Annotated in this window: 14 protein-coding genes; 9 read left to right on the top strand and 5 right to left on the bottom strand. The window is 62.9% G+C overall.

Annotated elements, in window-relative coordinates; all coding sequences use genetic code 11:
- Nucleotides 1-45: 45 nt before the first annotated feature.
- Nucleotides 46-1,302: an aminopeptidase gene (locus V1289_RS17400; RefSeq protein ID WP_334398032.1), complete on the top strand. Its 1,257-nt coding sequence runs from the start codon at nucleotides 46-48 to the stop codon at nucleotides 1,300-1,302.
- A gap of 31 nt (nucleotides 1,303-1,333) precedes the next feature.
- Here V1289_RS17400 and V1289_RS17395 read toward each other — a convergent pair whose 3' ends face one another.
- Both V1289_RS17395 and V1289_RS17390 read right to left on the bottom strand, forming a co-directional pair.
- Nucleotides 1,334-2,386, bottom strand: a complete 1,053-nt coding sequence (locus tag V1289_RS17395) for an amidohydrolase family protein (RefSeq protein ID WP_334398031.1) — start codon at nucleotides 2,384-2,386, stop codon at nucleotides 1,334-1,336.
- 49 nt (nucleotides 2,387-2,435) lie between these two features.
- Complete coding sequence (locus tag V1289_RS17390; RefSeq protein WP_334398030.1) at nucleotides 2,436-3,251, bottom strand: MBL fold metallo-hydrolase; 816 nt, start codon at nucleotides 3,249-3,251, stop codon at nucleotides 2,436-2,438.
- Nucleotides 3,252-3,507: 256 nt separating this feature from the next.
- Between V1289_RS17390 and V1289_RS17385 the strand changes: the two genes are divergently transcribed.
- Nucleotides 3,508-4,392 (top strand): alpha/beta fold hydrolase, encoded by an 885-nt coding sequence (locus V1289_RS17385; RefSeq protein ID WP_334407515.1) that lies wholly within the window; start codon nucleotides 3,508-3,510, stop codon nucleotides 4,390-4,392.
- 3 nt (nucleotides 4,393-4,395) lie between these two features.
- A complete protein-coding gene (locus tag V1289_RS17380; RefSeq protein WP_334398029.1) occupies nucleotides 4,396-5,436 on the top strand; it encodes an alpha/beta fold hydrolase in 1,041 nt (346 codons plus the stop codon).
- Here the strand turns inward: V1289_RS17380 and V1289_RS17375 are convergent.
- The 3 genes from V1289_RS17375 to V1289_RS17365 form a co-directional block, all read right to left on the bottom strand.
- Nucleotides 5,426-5,665: an AbrB/MazE/SpoVT family DNA-binding domain-containing protein gene (locus V1289_RS17375; RefSeq protein WP_334398028.1), complete on the bottom strand. Its 240-nt coding sequence runs from the start codon at nucleotides 5,663-5,665 to the stop codon at nucleotides 5,426-5,428. The genes V1289_RS17380 and V1289_RS17375 overlap by 11 nt on opposite strands.
- A 68-nt stretch (nucleotides 5,666-5,733) precedes the next feature.
- Nucleotides 5,734-7,257, bottom strand: a complete 1,524-nt coding sequence (locus tag V1289_RS17370; RefSeq protein WP_334398027.1) for a permease — start codon at nucleotides 7,255-7,257, stop codon at nucleotides 5,734-5,736.
- The gene (locus V1289_RS17365; protein WP_309180172.1) at nucleotides 7,254-8,006 is read right to left on the bottom strand and encodes an ABC transporter ATP-binding protein; all 753 of its coding nucleotides are present in this window, start codon (nucleotides 8,004-8,006) and stop codon (nucleotides 7,254-7,256) included. The genes V1289_RS17370 and V1289_RS17365 overlap by 4 nt, the downstream gene beginning before the upstream one ends.
- Nucleotides 8,007-8,293: 287 nt before the next feature.
- On the opposite strand from V1289_RS17365, the gene V1289_RS17360 reads away from it, so the two are divergent.
- The 6 genes from V1289_RS17360 to V1289_RS17335 all read left to right on the top strand — a co-directional run bounded on the left by V1289_RS17360 (nucleotide 8,294) and on the right by V1289_RS17335 (nucleotide 15,090).
- The gene (locus V1289_RS17360; RefSeq protein ID WP_074278053.1) at nucleotides 8,294-9,169 is read left to right on the top strand and encodes a branched-chain amino acid ABC transporter permease; all 876 of its coding nucleotides are present in this window, start codon (nucleotides 8,294-8,296) and stop codon (nucleotides 9,167-9,169) included.
- A gap of 1 nt (nucleotide 9,170) precedes the next feature.
- Nucleotides 9,171-10,322, top strand: coding sequence for a branched-chain amino acid ABC transporter permease (locus V1289_RS17355; RefSeq protein WP_309180170.1), 1,152 nt, complete (start codon nucleotides 9,171-9,173; stop codon nucleotides 10,320-10,322).
- Entirely contained in the window at nucleotides 10,319-11,077 is a 759-nt protein-coding gene (locus V1289_RS17350) for an ABC transporter ATP-binding protein (protein ID WP_442896020.1), read from the top strand. The genes V1289_RS17355 and V1289_RS17350 overlap by 4 nt, the downstream gene beginning before the upstream one ends.
- Nucleotides 11,078-11,087: 10 nt before the next feature.
- On the top strand, nucleotides 11,088-11,867 hold the full coding sequence (locus tag V1289_RS17345) for an ABC transporter ATP-binding protein (RefSeq protein ID WP_309180168.1): 780 nt from the start codon (nucleotides 11,088-11,090) through the stop codon (nucleotides 11,865-11,867).
- 91 nt (nucleotides 11,868-11,958) lie between these two features.
- On the top strand, nucleotides 11,959-13,797 hold the full coding sequence (locus tag V1289_RS17340) for an AMP-dependent synthetase/ligase (RefSeq protein ID WP_334398026.1): 1,839 nt from the start codon (nucleotides 11,959-11,961) through the stop codon (nucleotides 13,795-13,797).
- Between the two features lie 93 nt (nucleotides 13,798-13,890).
- Nucleotides 13,891-15,090 carry an ABC transporter substrate-binding protein gene (locus V1289_RS17335; protein ID WP_334398025.1) on the top strand — a complete coding sequence of 400 codons (1,200 nt, stop codon included), beginning with the start codon at nucleotides 13,891-13,893 and terminating at the stop codon, nucleotides 15,088-15,090.
- Nucleotides 15,091-15,166: the final 76 nt, after the last annotated feature.

Here is a 15,166-nt window from a genome sequence, read left to right as displayed (position 1 = left end):
GCCGTTCGCCTATCTCTGTAGCAACGACTGATTTGAGGGCCCGCCATGACCGCACACCAACGCAACGTTTCCGCCTCGATCGACCCCGTCAAACTCGACCGCCTCGCCGAAGTCGCCGTCAAGGTCGGGCTGCAGCTGCAGCCGGGGCAGGACCTGCTGCTGACCGCGCCGGCAGTAGCACTGCCGCTGGTGCGCCGGATCGCCGAACACGCCTACAAGGCCGGTGCCGGCCTCGTCACCTCGTTCCTGTCCGACGAGGAGATCACGCTGTCGCGCTATCGCTACGGCCATGATGCCGGGTTCGATCGCGCCGCCGGCTGGCTCTATGAGGGTATGGCGAAGGCGTTCGCCGCCAACACCGCGCGGCTTGCGATCGTCGGCGACAATCCGATGCTGCTGTCGGGCGAGGATCCCGCCAAGGTGGCGCGCGCCAGCAAGGCCAATTCGATCGCCTATCAGCCGGCGCTGGAAAAAATCGTCAATTTCGAAACCAACTGGAACATCATCGCCTATCCGAGCCCGGCCTGGGCGAAACAGATGTTCCCGGACGATGCCGAGGATGTCGCGGTGGCCAAGCTGGCCGACGCGATCTTTTCGGCCTCGCGCGTCGACAAGGACGGCGCCGTGGCGGCCTGGGAGAAGCACAACGCGGTGCTGCGGGAGCGGACCGAATGGCTCAACGGGCAGCGCTTCCACGCGCTGCAATATTCGGGCCCGGGTACCGACCTGACCATCGGCCTCGCCGACGGCCATGAATGGGAAGGCGGTGCCTCCACCGCCAAGAACGGCATCACCTGCAACGCCAATATCCCGACCGAGGAAGTCTTCACCACGCCGCATTGCCGGCGGGTGAGCGGCCATGTCGTCTCCTCCAAGCCGCTGTCCTATCAGGGCACCCTGATCGACAACATCGCGGTCAGGTTCGAGGACGGCCGCATCGTCGACGCCAAGGCCTCGCGCGGCGAGGAAGTGCTGAAGAAAGTCCTCGATACCGATGAGGGCGCTGCGCGCCTCGGCGAAGTGGCGCTGGTGCCGCACTCCTCGCCGATCTCGAAAAGCGGGCTGCTGTTCTTCAACACGCTGTTCGACGAGAACGCGGCCTCGCACATCGCGCTCGGCCAGTGCTATTCGAAATGCTTCGTCGACGGCGGCAACCTGACCCCGCAACAGATCGCAGCACAGGGCGGCAACGCGAGCCTCATTCACATCGACTGGATGATCGGCTCGGCCGAGACCGATATCGACGGCATTCACGCCGACGGCCGGCGCGTGCCGGTGTTCCGCAAGGGCGAGTGGGCGTAAGCGGACGCTCACGCCGACCGCTTCGCCGGCATCAGCCAAGCTTCGGCTTGTAAAAATCCGTCGCCGTTTTCGAGAACAGCGCCGTCTTCTCGGCCTCGCTGTATTGTGCGGCGATGCGCTTGAAAGCGTTGAAGATCACCTGATAGCTGCACTGGCCTTTGTCGGGCGGAAAATTGCTTTCGAACATGCACCGGTCAGGGCCGAAGGCCTCGATGCAGGTCTCGATATAGGGCTGCCATGCCGCGGCGGCCTGCTCCGAGGACGGCGGTTTTGGCCGCAGGTGAAAGTCATAGCCGAGCAGGCACATCGCGAGCCCGCCGAGTTTGACCACGACATTCGGGCATTTGGCGATCTGCTGGATCGAGGCTTTCCAGACCGGGAAAGTCTCCTCGCGCTTGCCGGCATAGCGGCCGATGCCGATCGGGCCGCCGCAATGGTCGAGCACGATTTTGGTATCCGGAAAGGCGCGGGCGAGGTCGGCGGCTTGCCCGATCTGCGGATGAAACAGCCAGGCGTCGAAGCTGAGGCCCAGCGGCGCGAGGCAGGCAAAGCCCTTGCGAAACGCCGGATCGAGCAACAGCCCTTTCGGCCGCGTCGCATACATGTGAGCAACATTCGGGTCCGCATCCCACGCGGAAGAATGCCGGATGCCGCGGAAGCGGCCGTTGCCGGCTGTGATCTCCGCCTCCAGCACGGGTTTCGCGCCGTCGCCCAGCAGGAGATTGACGTGGCTGACGATGCCGGCGCAGATCGCGGCCTTGCCGTAGCCGCCGCTCGCGGCCATCGCCGCGACGCCGTTGGCGAATTCGACCTCGCCGACCGGACGGAACGCCTCCGGTCCGCTCGCGCGGTACATCGAGCGGCAATCGACATAGACGGTGGCGGTGATGTTGTGGCCCGACGCGATGTCGGCCGACATCTCCTCGATCATGTAGCGCAGCCCGCCACGATCCCAGAGATGGTGATGCGGGTCGACGATCGGACGCTGGGGATCGATGATTTCTTCGGTGTATTGCGCAAGCCAGTCTTCGCGTGGATCGGCGTAGAGCCCGCTCTTCGAGGCGGGTGCAGTGCTGGCGGCCATCAATTTCGCTCCCCTGTTTTTTGCTTGGTCTTGCTTGTACTACACGGTCTCAAACCCCGTCGAGAATGATCACCGTCGGCGTCGACGGCAGCGTGTCGCGTGAAATCCTCAAAGTCCGTTCGCTGCGCTGATCGATCTCGAACTGCTGGCCGATCAGGCGCATGAATTCGTCGAGCGGGGTCGCAAAACGGTGCATCGGCAGCACCACGGAGGCGCGCAGCCGCCTGGTGATCTCGGAGACGCCGTCGAGCGACATGGTGTAGGTGCCGTCGATCGGCACCATCACGATGTCGAGCCGGCCGATCGCCGCGAAATGGGTTTCGTCGAGCTTGTGATGCAGGTGCCCGAGATGGCCGATGCAGAGGCCCGCGACCTCGAAGATGAAGATCGAGTTGCCGTCCTTGATCATCTCGCCGCTGGAATCTTCGCCAAAATAGCGGCGGATGTCGGTGGTGACGTTACGGATATAGACGTCGCCGATGCGCATCGCGTAGTGCGCCGGCTGTCCGTCGTCGCCCCAGCCGTGCAGCACGTGTTGAATGTGCGGATCGGGAAACAGCGAGTAATGCGTGCTGTGGGCCCGGTTCATGGTGACGATGTCGGGCAGGCGGCCAGTCCGGTAGGCGCCGCTGTAATCGGTCGCGATCCTGATGCCGCCGGGCGTTTCGATGTAATAGGTCGAATGGCCGGCATAGGTGATGGAAACTTCGTCAGCCTTGGCGGCGATGCGGCGAAGGCTGACGGGCGTCGCGCGCGGCGGCGCGTTCGCCATCGCCAGGCATTCACTGCGCAGCGGCTCCTCGGCAACGGCCGGAACGATCAACCGACACAACAGGGCGGAGACGACAGCGAAATAACGCATCATGGCGCGGCCCATCCAGACGGCGTCAGTGTATCGCCGGATTTTGCCGCCGTCATGTGCGCGACGCGAATTGCGGGGGCGGCCCATTTGCATTGCCGCTTCCCGAAATTCCATGCAAACGCAGCCTTGCGATGCTGCCGGCGCCACCTCATTCTCAGCGCGGCCGTTTCCGTTGCCGATGGAGTTCAGATTGACCGAAAAAGCCCCTGCCCAGGCCACAAGCCCTCCGCGCGCCCCTTCGTCGCGACGGCTGGAACCGCTGCATAATGTCGATGCTGGCGTGCTCGACATCGCCTATTACGAGGCCGGTCCTGCGGGCGGACCGGCCGTGATGCTGATGCACGGCTTTCCCTATGACATTCACTCTTATGTGGATGTGGCCCCGTTGCTGGCGGCGCAGGGTTGCCGCGTCATCGTTCCCTATCTGCGCGGTTACGGTCCGACGAAATTCCGCGACAAGGCGACGCCGCGCTCGGGCGAACAGGCGTCGATCGGCGCGGACATGATGGCGTTGATGGACGTGCTTGGCATCAAGCGCGCGGTGTTCGCCGGCTATGACTGGGGCGGCCGTGCGGCCTGCGTCGGTGCGGCGCTATGGCCGGAGCGTTGCATCGGCCTGGTGTCGGTGACCAGCTATCTGATCCAGGACATTGCCAAAGCGATGGTGCCGGCGCGGCCGGAGCGCGAGGTGCCGCTCTGGTACCAATACTACTTCCAGCTCGAACGCGGCCGCGCGGGGCTTGCCGCCAACCGGCGCGGGATCGCGAATATCTTGTGGAAGCAATGGTCGCCGAACTGGGATTTCGATGATGCCTGTTTCGAACGCACGGCGGTGGCGCACGACAATCCTGACTATGTCGATGTCGTGATTCACAGCTATCGCCACCGTTTCGGTCTCGCCGACGGCGATCCGCAATACGCGGAAGTGCAGCGCCGGCTGGCGGCGCTGCCGCAGATTACGGTGCCGACCATTACGCTGGATGGCGCCGGCGATGGCGTTGCGCCTGCGACCGACGGCAGCGCGAGCGCGCCGAAATTTACCGGCCGCCGGGTTCATCGCGTGATACCGCGCGCGGGCCACAATCTGCCGCAGGAAGAGCCCGAGGCGTTTGCGGCCGCGGTGATGGAGCTGATCAAGGCTTGAGCCATGCCGGATTCCGTCGACCGCCAGCGTCGTTTCATTCTCGGCACCGCGCTGTCGGGCGTGGCGGCGATCGAACTGGCGCGAACCGGCAACGCCTTTGCGCAAGGTGGGCCGTCCGTTCCCGCGGCGCGCGCGCCGTCGTCGAAACGGCTGGAGCCGCTCCGCCACATTGATGCCGGCGTTCTCAACATCGCCTGTTATGAAGACGGACCCGCGACCGGGCCGGCCGCGATCCTCCTGCACGGCTTTCCCTACGATATTCACTCTTACGTCGATGTCGCCCCGCTGCTGGCAGCGCGGGGCTTTCGCGTCATCGTTCCCTATCTGCGCGGCTTTGGCGCAACCCGTTTTCGCGATCGCGCGACATTGCGCTCGGGAGAGCAGGCCGCGATCGGGGCTGATGTGATCGCCTTGATGGATGCGCTTGGCATCAAACGCGCCGTGTTCGCCGGCCATAATTGGGGCGGACGCGCGGCATGCGTCGCCGCCGCGCTTTGGCCGGAGCGATGCGCCGGCCTGGTGACGGTGAACAGCTATCTGATCCAGGACCTCGCCCGCGCCATGGTGCCGATCGGCCCGGAATATGAAGCCGCACTCTGGTACGAATATTATTTTCAGATCGAACGCGGGCGCGCCGGGCTCACGGCCAACCGGCGCGAGATCGCCAGGATCTTATGGGAAGAGTGGTCGCCGGACTGGGAGTTTGACGACGGCACTTTCGATCGCTCAATGGCGGCGCACGACAATCCCGATTACGTCGATGTCGTGATCCACAGCTACCGGCATCGTTTTGGTCAAGCCGCCGGCGATCCGCAATACGCCGAACTACAGCTCCGGCTGGCCGAGCTGCCTCCGATCACGGTGCCCGCGGTTACATTGGATGGCGACGCGGACGGCGTTCTCCCCGCCGGTGACGGCCGCGCCAGCGCGTCAAAATTCACCGGCCGCCGCGTCCACCGAATCGTGCCCGGCGCCGGTCACAATGTCCCACAGGAAGCGCCGGAAGCGTTTGCGACGGCGGTAATGGAGGCGGTCAAGGCGTAGGAGGACCGATCGCGGCCATTTCATCGATAGACAGAGAAGGGCCATCCTTGCGTTTAAGCAGACCAAAAGCGTCTGAAATTTTTCCGGTCGGCCGGAATGCCTTCATTACGACCCGGCCGTCTGAAAGCTTTTCTATAGTAATCTGCTGACCAGGCCGCATGCCAAGATGCTTCAACAGATCATCATCAAGAGTGATCTGTCCTTCCGCTGAAATGGTAAGTGTGGCCATGGCGATCTCGTGAACGACGATTGCGCGAGCGATAATACCTACCACAACACGACGAGAATTGGGAGAGCTCACCCCCGTCGCGGGCTGATCTTCCACGTCGCGGCCAAAATCCCTGCCGTCATCAGGCCGCTGACAACCGCGGCGATCGGCATCGAGAGCGCCAGTGCGCCGGTCGCGGCCCAGCCGATCGAGCAAAAGGCTTCCGCGAATGTCGCCACCCGTGACGAGGTCTGGCGGCGGCGGAACTGGCTGCGTTTGGCCTGGACCCGGAACCAGAGCTGGATCGCGGCGGCCGATAGGGTCGCGATGATGACGCCAAGCGCGGTGACCGCAGCCTGGAGCGGCGAGGCAAATGCCAGCGCCGTTACCAGTGGCGCGAAGATGACGGCGATCACGATCAGGACCACCTCGATCTTGGCGCGAGTCACGCGCGAGGGCGGCATCGGGGCGGTCGAGACCAGGTCGGCGGCGTCCTCGCCCGAGATCGTCAGCCAGGCGAGACCACCGGCGAGCTGGCCTGCCGCCATCACGATGACCGGCGTAATCAGCACGATGGCGGCTGAAGTCTCGGAAAAGCTTCGCCACAGCATCAACGCCGGCGGCACCAGATAAAGCAGCTGCATCAGGCTCTGCGAAACCAGCCAGGGGTCGCGGCGCAGCAGCAGAAATTCCTTCCATCGCAGCGCCTGTTGCCGCGAGCCGGCGCGGAACGCGGTCACGCGCGTCCCCCGCTGCACCGTCGTTGCGGTGGCCGCGACGCGGACCACGGTGTCGGCAAACCTCGGCGACAGGACCGCCATGACGCCGCCGAGCAGCACGAGACTGGAGGCCAGCAGCAGCGCCAGCACCTCACCATTGCCAAGCGCTGCATGGGCAGGCCACCAAACCGGGCTGCCGAGATCGGGGGCAAAGGCCGTCGCGGCATCCGAGGTCAGAACCGCGAACCGCGACAAGGTGCCGTAGGAAAAGATCGCGGCAACCTGCAGCGCGATGACGAAACCGGCGCCGATCACCGCGGAGACGATCTGCGCGACGAGGCGGGTCCGGCTCGGACCGATCAATCGAAACAGCAGGACCGTGATCACGATCGCCACCGCCGCGGCCGACACGCCGATCGCGATGACGACGCCGAAGGCCGACAGCCATCTGATGCCGCCGCCGATCACGAGAACGTCGACAAAGGGTGTCGACAGCAACAGCGCCATCGCAGTGACCGATAACGCGATTGCTGCGATCCGGACCGAAAATATGTTGGCCAGCCGGACCGGCGACGACATGATCAGATCGAGGTCGGCGCGGGCATAAAACACCCGCGTCACCGATTCGATCGCCTGCGACAGCATCAGGGCCCAGGCCAGGAAGATGGTCGCGGTGATGACGATCAGCTGCGATTTGTCGAGCGGAAGCTTCAGGTCGGCGAACCGGCCGATCACCGCATAGGCGGGCAGGTGCAGGATGGCGGCAAAGATAAGCAGGCCGATCGCGGCGCGCTTTCGCTTGCCGCGGCCGCCCGTCATCATCGCGAGCCATTCGCGCCATGCCAGCCGGATTTCGTGCCGGGCAAACCAGGTCAGATCGGCCGTCGAACTCATGCGGCGGCAGCCTCGGTGTCGACCAGCGCGATGAACATGTCTTCGAGGCTGGTGTCGTTCTTGCCGTTCTGCTGGCGCAACTCGGCGAGCGTGCCTTCGGCGATCAGCCGGCCCGCGGCGATGACGCCGATCCGGTCGGCCATCCGTTCGGCGACTTCCAGAATATGCGTCGTCATGATCACGGTGGCGCCGGCGCGGACGCGCTCCTGCAGCAGTCCCTTGACGTGACGTGCCGACAACGCGTCGAGACCGGTGAGCGGCTCGTCCAGGATGATCAGCCGGGGGTCGTGGACCAGTGCGCCGGCCAGCGCAACTTTCTGGCGCATGCCCTTGGAAAATCCTTCGCAGCGCTCGTGCAGATGCGGCTCCAGCCCGAGCGAGACCAGAAGATTGTGCGCGGAAGGTTCGGATACCCTGGGGTCGATGCCCCACAGGCCGGCGACGAATTCGAGATATTCCAGCGGCGTCAGCTTGTCATAAATCATCGGCTCGTCCGAGACCCAGGCCATGATCTGCTTGGCGGCGACGGGATCGTTCAAGGCATCGATGCCGAGAATGGAGACCGAACCGGCGTCGGGCCGCAGTAGGCCGGCCACCATGCGCAGCGTCGTGGTCTTGCCGGCGCCGTTGGGCCCGAGCAGGGCGTAAAACTCGCCCGTGCGGACAGTGAGATCTAGCGCATCGACCGCGGGGCGGTCAAAACGCTTCGTTAACCCTCGCACCTGCAGCGCTGATACATCGGGTGTCATGATTTCGGGACAATCCGGTTTGCGTTGTCGCTTCCGGATCATGGACCGAAACCGTTTCGGCACGGTGAATCGCGGGCGGCAAATCGCGGCGATATTGGCGAATACCGCACCGCGGCCGCTTCTCCGCAATAGTGACTAGGTCCCGCAACCAGCGCTTTGTTGACAGGGATCGGCGCTTTTGGCTCAATTGGGCAGGACATATGCGGCTTTCAGCGCTTCCAGGGGCGCGGAAGCGGGATGCGAAACGGCGATCGTCAGAATCGCCGCGCATCCGGGGGAGGGAAGCGATGCTGGACTTCGTTCAGCAGCTCGTAAGTGGCATCGCGCTTGGCTGCGTTTACGGCCTGATCGCGCTTGGCTTTGTGCTCGTTTACAAGGCAACCGAGGTCGTCAATTTCGCCCAGGGCGATTTGATGATGCTGGGCGGCTTCTTCGCCTTCACCTTCATCGGCATCCTCGGCCTCAATTACTGGATCGGCTTTGCCGGTGCGGTCGCGGCGATGGCGCTGTTCGGCATGCTCGCCGAACGCGTGGTGGTGCGGCCGATCCTCGGCTATCCGCAGTTCTCCATCATCATGGCGACGATCGGGCTCGGATATTTCCTGCGCTCCGTCGTCGGCATGATCTGGGGCACCGACGACTTCAAGATCGAGACGCCGTTCAGCCAGGGTGTGCTGCGGATCGGCTCGCTGGTGCTGGCCTACGACAAGCTTTCGGTGATCGCTGCGACCGTTATCCTGTGCGCGCTGCTCTATCTGTTCTTCAACCGGACCACGCTCGGCACCGCGATGCGCGCCAGTTCGGAGAACATGCTGGCGGCCTATTACATGGGCATCCCGGTCAAGCGCGTGGTGTCGATCGTCTGGGCGATATCGGCCGCGGTCGCCACCTGCGCTGGCGTGCTGCTGGCGCCGATCACCTTCATTCATTCCAATGTCGGGCTGGTGCTGGGGTTGAAGGCATTTCCGGCCGCGGTGCTCGGCGGCTTCGGCTCGATCCCGGGCGCGGTGGTCGGCGGCGTCTTGATCGGCGTGATCGAGAGCATGGCCGGCTTCTATCTGGCGCAGGGCTGGAAGGATGTCGCGCCCTACATCGTCCTGCTCGTGGTGCTGCTGCTCAAGCCCGAAGGCCTGTTCGGCGTTCACATGCGCAAGAAAGTTTAAGATGCGGTTCCTGTTCAAGACCGATTATGAAGACGACATCCGGCTGGTGCCGCACAGCGGGTATTTCGTCTCTTACGGCATCCTGCTCGCGCTGCTGGTGATCGCGCCGTTCGTGCTCTCCAGCTATATCATGAGCCAACTGGTGTTCGTCTGCATCTACGCCACCGTCGGCGTCGGGCTGTTGATCCTCACCGGCTTTACCGGGCAGGCGTCCTTGGGCCACGCCGCCTTTCTCGCCATCGGCGCCTATACGGCAGCGTATTTGCAGCAATTCAACGTTCCGTTTCCGGTCTATTTTCTCGCTGCCGGGCTGTTGACCGGCGTCGTCGGCGCGCTGGTCGGATTCCCGGCGTTGCGGCTGCAGGGCATCTATCTGGTGATCGCAACGATCTCCTTCGCCCTCATCGTCGAGGAGATTTTGGCGCGCTGGGAAAGCGTGACCAACGGCAACGAGGGCATGCGGGTCAAGACCATCCAGATGCTCGGCACATCAGTGCCGCGCGACAGTCCGGCCTTTTACTTCCTCTGTCTTGGCCTGCTGATCCTGACCATCGTCGGCACGCTCAATCTGCTGCGCTCGCCGACCGGCCGCGCCTTCGTCGCGATCCGCGACTCCGAGACGGCAGCGCGCAGCATGGGCATCAACGTCTCGCTCTACAAGGTCAAGTCGTTTGCGATCAGCGCCGCGATTACCGGATTTGCCGGCGTGCTGTTTGCCCACAAACTGTCCTTCATCAGCCCGGAAATGTTCACGCTGCAGCTCTCGATCGAGTTCATCATCGTGATCCTGATCGGCGGCACCTTCAGCCTGCACGGCGCGGTGCTCGGCGCGATCTTCCTGGTCATGATCGATCCGTTCCTGACTTACCTCAAGGACGATATGCCCGGCGTGATATCGGGCATGGCAGCGACGCTCGGCGCAGGCAAGGAAACGGCGGCGCATGTTCAGGACAAGGTCGCTGCCATTGCGTCCGCCAACGGCTTAAAGGGCGCGATCTACGGCATCATCATCGTGCTGTTTGTGCTGTTCGAGCCGCTCGGCCTCTACGGCCGCTGGTTGAAGATCAAGCTCTTCTTCCAGCTGTTCCCGCTCTACAAGCGCGCCACCTTCAAGCGGCAGAAGATCTACGTGAAATCGGAGCGGAACCGATGAGCTATTTTCGCGCCGAGAATCTGTCCCTGTATTTCGGCGGCCTGAAAGCGGTCGACGCCGTCAGTTTTGTGGTGGAGAAGGGCGAGATCCTCTCGATCATCGGGCCCAACGGCGCCGGAAAAAGTTCAATCTTCAATTTGATCTCGCGGATCTATCCGCCGACCTCGGGAAAGATCTTCTTCGAGGACCAGGATATCACCCAGCAGCCATCCTACGACATCGCACGGCTGGGCATTGCCCGCACCTTCCAGAACATCGAACTGTTCGAGAATGCGACCGTGCTGTCCAACCTGCTGGTCGGCCGCCACCGCCACTCCACCACCCAGCTCTGGCAGGAATTGCTGTTCCTGCCGAGCGTGCGCGCCAGCGAGAAAGCCCATCGCCGCCGGGTCGAGCAGGTGATCGAATTCCTCGATCTCGAACCCTATCGCGACAAGCTGATCTCCGGGCTGCCCTACGGTGTGCGCAAGGTGATCGAACTGGCGCGCGCGCTGTGTTCGGAGCCGAAACTGATCCTGCTCGACGAGCCGTCCTCCGGGCTCAATGTCGAGGAGACCGGCGATATGTCGTTCTGGATCCGCGACATGAAGACCGAGCTCGGCATCACCGTGCTGATGGTCGAGCACGACATGACGCTGGTGAACCGGGTGTCGGACCGCGTGATCGCGCTCAATTACGGCCGCGTGCTGGCGATGGGCTCGCCGGCCGAGGTGCAGCGTCATCCCGACGTCATTGCCGCCTATCTCGGCGCATGAGGATGATGCCATGAGCACGCCGGACATCATCCTCAAACTCAGCAACATCGAGAGTTACTACGGGCCGATCATGGCGATCCGCGGCATCAGCCTCGAGGTGCCGCGCGGGCAGATCGTCACCCTGCTGGGGGCCAATGGCGCCGGCAAGACCACGGTGCTGAAAACCATTTCCGGCATTCTCGATCCGCAAAAGGGCTCGATCGAATTCCTCGGCAAGCCGATCCAGCGCATGGAGGCCGACAAGATCGTGCGGCTGGGCCTGAGCCATGTGCCGGAAGGACGCGAAGTGTTTCCGTTCCTGTCGGTGCGCGAAAACCTGATGATGGGTGCCTATCCACGCCGCGACCGCGACGGCGTCGCCGAGGATCTCGAACGTGTTTACGGCTATTTTCCGCGGTTGAAGGAGCGGCTCAACCAGCCGGCCGGCCAGCTTTCCGGCGGCGAGCAGCAGATGCTGGCGATCGGGCGCGCGCTGATGAACCGTCCGACGCTGCTGCTGTTGGACGAACCGTCGCTTGGGCTGTCGCCGATCCTGGTGAAGGAGATCTTCACCATCATCCGGCGGGTCAACGAGGAGCAGGGCATGTCGATCCTGCTGGTCGAGCAGAACGCCAAGGTTGCGTTGGAGACAGCGCATTACGGTTACGTGCTGGAAATCGGCCGTGTCGTGATGAACGACAGCTGCGAGCGGCTGATGCATTCAAAGGACATCCAGGAGTTCTATCTGGGCGCCAAGGAAGAGGGCGCGCGGGGTGAGCGGCGCTGGAAAAAGAAGAAAACATGGCGCTGAGAGCGACTTGGCGTTAGATTTGAGGCTCTGTTTCCGGGAAAAGACTGGCTCAAGCCGGCATCCGGGCGGATCGGGAGAGGGAGAAACGAGCATGGCCGGACCGGCAGTGCTGACGGTTGCCGACACGATCGCGAAGAGTTTTCTGCTTGCCGCGGAAACGCGTGGCGACAAGCCTGCGATCCGGGAAAAGAAATTCGGCATCTGGCAGCCGACCAGCTGGCGGCAGTGGCTGCAGATATCCAGGGATATTGCCTGCGGGTTGCACGCCATCGCCTTCCGCCCCGGCCACGTCGCCTCGATCATCGCCAATGCGGTGCCGGAATGGGTGTTCGCCGACATGGGCATCCTCTGCGCCGGCGGCGTGTCTTCCGGAATCTACCCGACCGACTCGTCCGCGCAGATCGAATATCTCATCAACGATTCCGCTACCCGCGTCGTCTTCGCCGAAGACGAAGAGCAGCTCGACAAGCTCCTGAGCTGTCGCGCGCGTTGCCCGACGCTGGAAAAGATCGTCGTGTTCGACATGGAAGGGCTGAGCGGTTTTGTCGACCCGATGGTGATGTCGCTGGCCGAATTCATGGCGTTGGGGCGCAACCACGCCCAGGGCAATGAAGCAGTGTGGGATCAGATGGTCGCTAGCCGCAGCAGCGGCGATCTCGCCATCCTGGTCTATACCTCCGGCACCACAGGTCCGCCCAAGGGTGCGATGCATTCCAACCGCAGCGTGACGCATCAGATGCGCCACGCCAACGATCTGTTTCCGTCCACCGATAGCGAAGAGCGGCTGGTGTTCCTGCCGCTGTGCCACGTCGCTGAGCGGGTCGGCGGCTATTACATCTCGCTGGCGCTGGGATCGGTGATGAATTTCGCCGAAAGCCCGGAAACGGTGCCCGACAATCTGCGCGAGGTGCAGCCGACTGCGTTTCTCGCGGTGCCGCGGATCTGGGAGAAATTCTATTCGGGGATCACGATCGCGCTGAAGGACGCGACCCCGTTCCAGAACTGGATGTACCGCCGCGCGCTCGCGATCGGCAATCGCATGACCGAATGCAGGCTGCAGCGCGAAACCCCGCCATTGTCGTTAAAGCTTGCCAACCACGCCGCCTACTGGCTGGTGTTCCGCAACATCCGCCGCATGCTCGGGCTCGATCGCTGCCGGATCGCCTTCACCGGCGCAGCGCCGATCGCGCCGGACCTGATCCGCTGGTATCTCGCGCTCGGCATCGACATGCGCGAGGTCTACGGCCAGACCGAAAATTGCGGCGTCGCCACCATGATGCCGTCGGACCGCATCAAGCTCGGTTCGGTCGGCAAGGCCGCCCCCTGGGGCGAGGTGATGATTTGCCCGAAGGGTGAAATCCTGATCAAGGGCGATTTCCTGTTCATGGGTTATCTCAACCAGCCGGAAAAGACCGCGGAGACCATCGACGCCAAGGGATGGCTGCACACCGGCGACGTCGGCTCGATCGACAATGAAGGTTTCGTCAAGATCACCGACCGGATGAAGGACATCATCATCACCTCGGGCGGCAAGAACATCACGCCATCCGAGATCGAGAACCAGCTCAAATTCTCGCCTTACGTCTCGGACGCCGTGGTGATCGGCGACAAGCGGCCGTATCTGACATGCCTGATCATGATCGATCAGGAGAATGTCGAGAAGTACGCGCAGGATCACGACATTCCCTTCACCAATTACGCGAGCCTGTGTCGTGCCACGGAGATCCAGGATCTGATCCAGCGCGAGATCGAGGCGGTCAACGCCAATTTCGCCCGCGTCGAAACCATCAAGAAATTCTTCCTGATCGAGCGTCAGCTGACCCCCGAGGACGAGGAACTGACGCCGACCATGAAGCTGAAGCGCAGTTTCGTGAACAGGCGTTACGCCGCCGAGATCGGCGCCATGTATGGCGAACGGGCGGTGGCGTAAGCCGATCTGATTTTGGAGTGACGCATCGAAAACGGCGAAGGACCAGAAGGCCCCACCCTTCGCGCAACACGGGCCAACCAAGAGGAGACTGCAATGTCGAAATCGTTCAGGGCGCTGGGCCTTGCGGTGAGCGCCCTTTCGCTGACCTGTCTGCCGGCCGCGGCCCAAACCAAGGTCACCAATGAAGGCATCTCGGCGACCGAGATCGTGATCGGCACCCATCAGGATCTGTCCGGGCCGATCAAGGTCTGGGGCGTTCCGGTTTCCAACGGCATGAAGATGGCGGTCGAGGAGATCAATGCGAGCGGCGGCATCAACGGCTGCAAGATCAAGCTGATCCTCGAGGACAGCGGCTATGATCCGAAGCGCGCGGTGCTGGCATCGCAAAAAATGGTCGAGCGCGACAAGGTCTTCGCCATGGTCGGTCCGATGGGCTCGCCGACCGTGCTGGCCGCGCAGGATATCCTGTTTGATGCCGGCGTGCTGCAGCTGTTCCCGCTGACGGCGGCCGAATTCACCTTCAAGTTCGATCCGGCCAAGCCGCAGGAGCGGCTCAAGTTCAACAATCTGCTGCCCTATGTCGAGAGCACGCGCGCCGCGCTCAAATACATGATGGAGGCGAAGAGCTTCAAAAAGCCCTGCATCATGCATCAGGACGACGAGTACGGCAAAAACGTGCTCGACGGATTCACGCAACAGCTCGATGCGATGAAGGTGCCGGCGGCCTCGGTGACGAGCTACAAGCGCGGTGCATCCGATTTCAGCGCCCAGGTCGCCAAGATGAAGTCCGACGGCTGCGACCTCGTCGTGCTCGGCACCGTGATCCGCGAGACCATCGGTGCGATGAGCGAAGCCAGGAAACTCGGCTGGGACGTCACCTTCCTCGGCGCCACGCCGACCAACGTGCTTGAAGTGCCGACGCTCGGCAAGGACGCGGTGGAAGGGCTCTACGCCGCCGCCGCTTTCGAGATTCCCTACGAGGATACGGCCAAGGGCAAGGTCAAGGAGTGGCTGGCCAACTACAAGAAGATGTTCGGCACCGACGCCAATACCCAGGCGATCATCGGCTACAACGCGGTAACGACGTTCGCGTTTTACGCGAACAAGGCGGGCAAGGATCTGACGGGTCAGAAAATGCTCGACGCGCTGGAATCCGGCGACAAATTCCTGGATATCTTCAACTCGCCGCCGACGATCTTCTCCAAGACCAACCATCTCGCCAGCACCATCACCCAGGTCCAGCAGATCAAGAACGGCCGCTGGGTGCTGATGCAGGACAATTTGATGTTCTGAGGAGACTGCTCAGAACGATGTACCTCGTCATTGCGAGCGAAGCGAAGCAATCCATCTCGCGCCGGAAAGAAAGAAT

It is taken from the genome of Bradyrhizobium sp. AZCC 2289, from assembly GCF_036924615.1.
Lineage (GTDB): Bacteria > Pseudomonadota > Alphaproteobacteria > Rhizobiales > Xanthobacteraceae > Bradyrhizobium.
Note: the sequence above shows the minus strand (reverse complement) of the source record. Positions and strands in the feature narration are given on the sequence as shown.

Bases quoted from the DNA above. Each gene is read 5' to 3' on its own strand.
- V1289_RS17365 (WP_309180172.1), bottom strand. From the start codon at position 8,006: ATGACACCCGATGTATCAGCGCTGCAGGTGCGAGGGTTAACGAAGCGT.
- V1289_RS17380 (WP_334398029.1), top strand. From the start codon at position 4,396: ATGCCGGATTCCGTCGACCGCCAGCGTCGTTTCATTCTCGGCACCGCG.
- V1289_RS17375 (WP_334398028.1), bottom strand. From the start codon at position 5,665: ATGGCCACACTTACCATTTCAGCGGAAGGACAGATCACTCTTGATGAT.
- V1289_RS17350 (WP_442896020.1), top strand. From the start codon at position 10,319: ATGAGCTATTTTCGCGCCGAGAATCTGTCCCTGTATTTCGGCGGCCTG.
- V1289_RS17370 (WP_334398027.1), bottom strand. From the start codon at position 7,257: ATGAGTTCGACGGCCGATCTGACCTGGTTTGCCCGGCACGAAATCCGG.
- V1289_RS17340 (WP_334398026.1), top strand. From the start codon at position 11,959: ATGGCCGGACCGGCAGTGCTGACGGTTGCCGACACGATCGCGAAGAGT.
- V1289_RS17395 (WP_334398031.1), bottom strand. From the start codon at position 2,386: ATGGCCGCCAGCACTGCACCCGCCTCGAAGAGCGGGCTCTACGCCGAT.
- V1289_RS17345 (WP_309180168.1), top strand. From the start codon at position 11,088: ATGAGCACGCCGGACATCATCCTCAAACTCAGCAACATCGAGAGTTAC.
- V1289_RS17360 (WP_074278053.1), top strand. From the start codon at position 8,294: ATGCTGGACTTCGTTCAGCAGCTCGTAAGTGGCATCGCGCTTGGCTGC.
- V1289_RS17390 (WP_334398030.1), bottom strand. From the start codon at position 3,251: ATGATGCGTTATTTCGCTGTCGTCTCCGCCCTGTTGTGTCGGTTGATC.
- V1289_RS17400 (WP_334398032.1), top strand. From the start codon at position 46: ATGACCGCACACCAACGCAACGTTTCCGCCTCGATCGACCCCGTCAAA.
- V1289_RS17335 (WP_334398025.1), top strand. From the start codon at position 13,891: ATGTCGAAATCGTTCAGGGCGCTGGGCCTTGCGGTGAGCGCCCTTTCG.
- V1289_RS17355 (WP_309180170.1), top strand. From the start codon at position 9,171: ATGCGGTTCCTGTTCAAGACCGATTATGAAGACGACATCCGGCTGGTG.